This window comes from Vibrio sp. 10N.261.51.C6, assembly GCF_041471785.1.
GTDB lineage: Bacteria > Pseudomonadota > Gammaproteobacteria > Enterobacterales > Vibrionaceae > Vibrio > Vibrio crassostreae_C.
The window spans coordinates 1-939 of the sequence record NZ_JBFRPB010000017.1 but is presented as its reverse complement, the minus strand read 5'-3'; the positions used below and the strand labels follow the sequence as shown (position 1 = coordinate 939).

1 protein-coding gene and 1 pseudogene are annotated in these 939 nt (G+C 38.9%); both read left to right on the top strand.

What is annotated here, in order from left to right:
* Positions 1–245: pseudogene (locus tag AB4375_RS03980) on the top strand (2-dehydro-3-deoxyphosphogluconate aldolase); the annotation flags it as partial.
* Positions 246–375: 130 nt separating this feature from the next.
* Entirely contained in the window at positions 376–879 is a 504-nt protein-coding gene (locus AB4375_RS03975; protein ID WP_372051051.1) for a YgjV family protein, read from the top strand.
* Positions 880–939 lie beyond the last annotated feature (60 nt).

Sequence of the window (939 nt, the reverse complement as noted above, 5' to 3'; positions counted from 1 at the left end):
TGAAGTTCTTCCCTGCTGAAGCATCAGGTGGCATCAACATGGTTAAGTCACTTCTTGCGCCTTACACGGATATTGAGATCATGCCGACAGGTGGCATTAACCCAAACAACATTAAAGACTACCTAGCGATACCTCGAGTTCTCGCATGTGGTGGTACTTGGATGGTAGATAAGAAGCTGATTGAAGAAGGTAATTGGGAAGAGCTGGCTCATTTAACTCGTGAAGCCGTTAAGTTAGTCAATTAAACCTAATGCAATAGCACCTTTAGCGTTATATCTAGCCCTCCTTTTGGAGGGTTATTTTATGGTTGAGCATTATTCTTTCAAAGTTAATATTTAATCGTGCTCGATAGCATCTTAAAAATAAAGGCTAAATATGGAAAACTGGATAACACAAGGAGTTGGCGGCCTGGCTTTTTGTATCGGTGTAATGGCCTTTTGGCAAAAAGATGATATGCGTTTTCGCTACCAGATGATGATCTTTTGTTTTGTCATGAGTATCCATTTCATATTAATGGGTGCCATGGTGGCGGCTATAGGCGTAATTATTAATGCTATTCGCAGCTATGTATCGATAAAAACTCAATCGCGCAAAGTGATGTGGTTCTTTATTGGCTTGATGTGGTGCATGACTTTACCCAACATGAATCATTTCTTTGAATTTATTACGGTTGTTGGTTCATCCGTTGCGACATGTGCACTCTTTTCAAGACAAGGCATCGCATTGAGGTCCTTGATCTTATTCAATTCTTTCTGTTGGGCTAGCCATAACATTTGGATTGGTTCGATTGGCGGGTCCTTTGTCGAAATCACCTTTATTGTCACCAACATGGTCACTATCTATCGTTTACATCAACGCAGATTGTTAACTATAAAATAGGCAATATATTTTTTATTCTAAATTTAAAATATGGAAGTAATACATCACTAATTAAATGGG

Excerpts from the sequence above, each read along its gene's own strand:
- AB4375_RS03975 (WP_372051051.1), top strand. The coding sequence starts at position 376 with ATGGAAAACTGGATAACACAAGGAGTTGGCGGCCTGGCTTTTTGTATC.